The organism is Candidatus Streptomyces philanthi, from assembly GCF_059553635.1.
On the sequence record NZ_JCANQV010000362.1, the window covers coordinates 1 to 5,123 of the forward strand.

Sequence of the window (5,123 nt, forward strand, 5' to 3'; positions counted from 1 at the left end):
CGGCACATCAGGAGGAACGCGCGTGAAGGTCGGCTGCATCGGACTCGGCGACATCGCCCGGAAGGCGTACCTTCCCGTCCTGGGAACCCGGCCCGGCGTGGAACTGCATCTGCACACCCGCACCCCGGCCACCCTCGAAGCGGTCGCCGACGCCCACCGGCTGCCCGCCCGGCAGCGCCACACCGACCTGGACGCGCTGCTCGCCGCCGGCCTCGACGCCGCGTTCGTACACGCCCCGACGGCCGTCCACCCGGAGATCGTCACCCGCCTGATCGAGGCCGGCATACCCACCTACGTCGACAAGCCGCTCTCCTACGACCTCGCCACCTCCGCCCGGGTGGTGGCCCTCGCCGAGGAACGCGGCGTCGGACTGACCGTCGGCTTCAACCGCCGCTTCGCCCCCGGCTACGTCCGGTGCCGGGAGCACCCCCGCGACCTGATCCTCCTCCAGAAGAACCGCACCGGCCTCCCCGAGGACCCCCGCACGATGGTGCTGGACGACTTCATCCACGTCGTCGACACCCTGCGCTTCCTGGTCCCCGGGGAGATCGACCACATCGATGTGCGCGCCCGGGTGCGGGACGGGCTGATGCACCATGTCGTGCTCCAGCTCTCCGGCGACGGGTTCACCGCCCTCGGCACCATGAACCGCCTCAGCGGCTCGGCCGAGGAGATCCTCGACGTCTCGGGCCGGGACGCCAAGCGCCAGGTCGTCAACCTCGCCGAGGTCATCGACCACAAGGGGCAGCCGACCGTGCGGCGTCGCGGTGACTGGGAGCCCGTCGCCCGCCAGCGCGGCATCGAGCAGATCGTCCTCGCCTTCCTGGACGACGTCCGGGCCGGCCGCCGGCCCTCCGCCGCCGACGCGCTGCGCACCCATGAGCTGTGCGAACGCGTGGTCAGCGACGCCCTCGCGCAGGCCGGCTGAACCGGCGCCGCGCCGCGACGGCCCCGTAGGCCCCGAGCGCCACCAGGGCCCCGGTCACCGGCCAGTCACCGAACCGGGTGTACGGGCTGGTGCCGGACGCCAGGGGGACGTCGCGGACCGCCGCCGCGCTGCTGCCGGTACCCAGCCGCCCGCCGACCGGGGCGCCGTCGGGCCCGTACACCGCGCTGGTTCCCGTGAGGGTGGCGTGCACCATGGGCCGCCAGGTCTCCGCGGCCCGCAGCGCGGCCAGGGAAGCGTGCTGCTCCGGGGCCCAGCTGTGCTGGAACGACGAGGTGGAGGACTGGGCGACCAGTACCCGCGCGCCGTCGCCCGCCAGGCGCCGGCTCATGTCGGGGAACGCCGTCTCGAAGCAGATCAGCGGGCCGACGCGCAGACCGTCCGCGGCCGGTACGGGGACGAGCACCGGGCGGGTGCCGCGCCGTATGTCGGCGGGGGCGGCCTTCCCGACCAGGGTCGCCCAGCCCAGCAGCGGCCGGGCCGGTATGAACTCGCCGAACGGCACCAGCCGCATCTTGGCGTAGCGGGGGCCGCTCGGCCCGCGCGGGCCCACCAGGACCGCGCTCTTGCGGACCTCGTGCCCGCCCGTGCGGGGCGCGTCGACGTTGACCAGCAGATCGGCGCCGACCGCGCGGGAGAGCGCGGCGAGCCGGGCGGAGAGCGCCGGGTCGTCCGCCGGATCGCGGGTGAGGGCGGACTCGCCCCACACGACGAGACGCACGCCCCGGCCCGCCAGCGCCCGGGTCAGCTTTTCGCTGCGGGCCAGCCGTCCCGCCGGGCCGCCCGTGACGCCGGGCTGCACGACCGCGACCCGTACCGTGCCCGCGGGACGGGGGAGGGGCGCCCCGTACCAGGCGGCGGCCCCGGTCATCGCGCAGAGCGCGAGACCCGCGGCGGCGGGCCGCCGGGCGGCGGGGCAGGCGAGCAGGAGGGCGAGTGCGGTGTTCACCGCGACCAGCAGCAGGCTCAGCAGCCACACACCGCCCAGGGACGCCAGCCGCAGCGCGGGCGGCACCTGCCACTGGCTCGCCCCGAGCAGCCCCCACGGGCCGCCCAGGTACTCCCAGGAGCGGACCAGTTCGGTCATCAGCCAGCCCGACGGCACCAGCACCAGCGCGGCGGCGCACCGCCCGGCGGACGGCGCCCCCGGCAGCAGCGCCCGGACCAGCATCCCCCACGGCGCCCAGAGCGCCCCGAGGAGCAGGGCGACGACGAACAGGAAGACATGCAGGTCGGGCAGGAGCCAGTGGTGCACGGCCAGCAGGAAGCCGGTTCCGCCCAGCCAGCCCTCCAGCGCCGCCCGCCGCCCGGACGGCGCGCCGCGCAGGAGCAGCAGCCACGGGACGAGCGCGGCGTACGCCAGCCACCACAGGGACGGCGCGGGGAACGCCAGGGACGGCAGTGCCCCGCACAGCGGCGCGGCCGCCCCGCGCGCCCATGGCGTCCACCGCTTCTCCCCGGCGAGAGGTGGGGGCATCGGCCGCTCCTTCCGTCCGGGCCGCGCCGTCACGTCCCGGACGGCCAGTGTGCGCGGCCGGGCCGGTCAAGGACAGAGGGAGTACGCCGCCGGGGCCCCGTCCGCCCGCTTCAGCGCACCAGGGCGGTCTCCTCGCCGGTGCCCCGGTCGTCCGGCGCGTCGGCGAACTGCGTCCGGTACAGCTCGGCGTAGCGGCCGTCCGCCGCGAGCAGGGTTTCGTGGGTGCCGCGTTCGACGATCCGGCCGCTCTCGACGACGAGGATGAGGTCGGCGGCCCGTACCGTCGACAGGCGGTGGGCGATGACCACCGCGGTCCGCCCCTCCAGCGCCTCGGCGAGGGCCTCCTGGACCGCCGCCTCGGAGGTGTTGTCCAGATGGGCGGTGGCCTCGTCCAGGATGACGACCCGCGGCCGGGCCAGCAGCAGCCGGGCGATCGTCAGCCGCTGGCGCTCGCCCCCGGACAGGCGGTAGCCGCGTTCGCCGACGACGGTGTCCAGGCCATCGGGCAGCGAGGCGACCAGCTCCGCGAGACGGGCCCGGCGCAGCGCGTCCCACAGGGCTTCGTCGTCCGCCTCCGGGGCGGCGAGCAGCAGGTTCTCCCGGACGGTGTCGTGGAAGAGGTGGCCGTCCTGGGTGACCATGCCGAGGGTGTCGCGCAGGGAGGCCGCCGTCAGGTCGCGGACGTCGACGCCGGACAGCCGGACCGCGCCGGAGTCGGTGTCGTACAGGCGGGGCAGCAGTTGCGCGATGGTGGACTTGCCGGCGCCGGAGGAGCCGACGAGGGCGACCATCCGGCCGGGCTCGGCCCGGAAGGAGACGCCGTGCAGGACGTCCTCGCCGCCGCGGGTGTCGAGGACGGCGACCTCCTCCAGGGAGGCGAGCGAGACCTTCTCGGCGGACGGGTAGGCGAAGCGCACGGAGTCGAACTCGACCGACACCGGCCCGTCGGGCACCGCACGCGCGTCGGGCTTCTCGGAGATCAGCGGCGTGAGGTCCAGCACCTCGAAGACGCGCTCGAAGCTGACCAGCGCACTCATCACCTCCAGGTGCGCGCCGGACAGCGCGGTCAGCGGGGCGTAGAGGCGGGTGAGCAGCAGGGCGAGCGAGACGACCGCGCCGGCCTCCAACTGGCCCTGGAGCGCCAGATAGCCGCCGAGCCCGTAGACCACGGCCAGGGCGAGCGCGGAGACCAGGGTGAGGGCGGTGACGAAGTACGTCTGCACCATGGCGGAGCGCACGCCGATGTCCCGCACCCGCCGCGCCCGGTCGGCGAATTCGGCGGACTCGTGCGCGGGGCGGCCCATCAGCTTGACGAGGGTGGCGCCCGGGGCGGAGAACCGTTCGGTCATCCGGGTGCCCATCGCGGCGTTGTGGTCGGCGCCCTCGCGCCGCAGCGCGGCCAGCCGCCCGCCGACCCGCCGCGCGGGCAGCACGAACACCGGCAGCAGGACCAGGGTGACCAGGGTGATCCGCCAGGAGAGGCCGAGCATCACCACCAGGGTCAGCAGCAGCGTCACGATGTTGCTGACGACGCCGGAGAGGGTGTCGCTGAAGGCCCGCTGGGCGCCGATCACGTCGTTGTTGAGCCGGCTGACCAGGGCGCCGGTGCGGGTACGGGTGAAGAAGGCGACGGGCATCCGCTGGACGTGGTCGTAGACCGAGGTGCGCAGGTCCAGGATGAGTCCTTCGCCGATGCTCGCCGACAGCCACCGGGTCAGCAGGCCCAGCGCCGCCTCGGCGACCGCGATCAGGGCGATCAGTACGGACAGGACGACCACGACCCTCGCCGGGCCGCCGTGCACGATCGCGTCCACCACCCGGCCGGCGAGCAGCGGGGTGGCGACCGCCAGCATCGCGGTCAGGGTGCTCAGGACCAGGAAGCAGGCCAGGCGCCGCCGGTGCGGGCGGGCGAAGGCCAGGATGCGGCGGAGCGTGGAGCGGGAGAAACGGTGTCTGCCCTGCTGCGCGGTCATCGTGCTGTGCAACGCGTGCCAGGCGGTGACTTCCATGTCCATGGCGGCCTCCAGGGTGCCGGTGTGTCACGGGATCGCCGCGGCTGGCCGGCGACACCGAGCAACCTAGGATCTCAACCAAACTTGAGGTCAAGGGATTCCCGGCGCGGTGCGTCGCGGGGGTGCGGCCGGCGGCCGGCGGGCTACCGGCCCTCCCCGCGTCATCCGGCTGCGGCCCGCCGCCACGCCGCGGTCCGCAGCAGCCGCAGTCCGTTGAGCCCGACGAGCACCGTCGATCCCTCGTGCCCCAGGACGCCCAGCGGCAGCGGCAGCGTCCCGGCCAGGTCCCATACGACCAGCGCGGTGATGCACACCGAGGCGACGCACAGGTTCTGGACCACCAGGCGCCGCGCCCGCCGCGACAGGGACACCACCGCGGGCACCGCCCCCAGCTCGTCGCGCACCACCACCGTGTCCGCCGTCTCCAGTGCCAGACCGGAACCGGCCCGGCCCATCGCGATCCCGCTGCCCGCCGCGGCCAGCGCCGGGGCGTCGTTCACCCCGTCGCCCACCACCAGCACCCTCTCCCCGCCCTCCTGCCACTCCCGCACCGCCGCCACCTTGTCCTGCGGCAGCAGCCCGGCCCGTACGTCGGTGATGCCCGCGTCCTGCGCCGTGCGGGCGGCGGCGCGGGCGTTGTCCCCGGTCAGCAGGGTCACGGGGGCGCCGGTCAGGGCGCCGAGCCGGG

The 5,123-nt window shown here is 75.2% G+C and carries 4 protein-coding genes; 1 reads left to right on the forward strand and 3 read right to left on the reverse strand.

The annotated features are described in order from the left end of the window. Positions 1 to 22 precede the first annotated feature (22 nt). Positions 23 to 928 (forward strand): Gfo/Idh/MocA family protein, encoded by a 906-nt coding sequence (locus AC51EU_RS26815; RefSeq protein ID WP_496269669.1) that lies wholly within the window; start codon positions 23 to 25, stop codon positions 926 to 928. Here AC51EU_RS26815 and lnt read toward each other — a convergent pair. The 3 genes from lnt to AC51EU_RS26830 all read right to left on the reverse strand — a co-directional run. Next, complete coding sequence (gene lnt, locus AC51EU_RS26820; RefSeq protein ID WP_496269666.1) at positions 900 to 2,423, reverse strand: apolipoprotein N-acyltransferase; 1,524 nt, start codon at positions 2,421 to 2,423, stop codon at positions 900 to 902. The genes AC51EU_RS26815 and lnt overlap by 29 nt on opposite strands. Positions 2,424 to 2,533: 110 nt before the next feature. After that, the gene (locus AC51EU_RS26825; protein ID WP_496269667.1) at positions 2,534 to 4,438 is read right to left on the reverse strand and encodes an ABC transporter ATP-binding protein; all 1,905 of its coding nucleotides are present in this window, start codon (positions 4,436 to 4,438) and stop codon (positions 2,534 to 2,536) included. A 158-nt stretch (positions 4,439 to 4,596) separates the two neighbouring features. Then, on the reverse strand, positions 4,597 to 5,123 hold a 527-nt coding region (locus AC51EU_RS26830), incomplete at its 5' end, for an HAD-IC family P-type ATPase (RefSeq protein WP_496269668.1).

Coding starts and splice junctions, on each gene's coding strand:
- lnt (WP_496269666.1), bottom strand. CDS start 2,423: ATGCCCCCACCTCTCGCCGGGGAGAAGCGGTGGACGCCATGGGCGCGC.
- AC51EU_RS26825 (WP_496269667.1), bottom strand. CDS start 4,438: ATGGACATGGAAGTCACCGCCTGGCACGCGTTGCACAGCACGATGACC.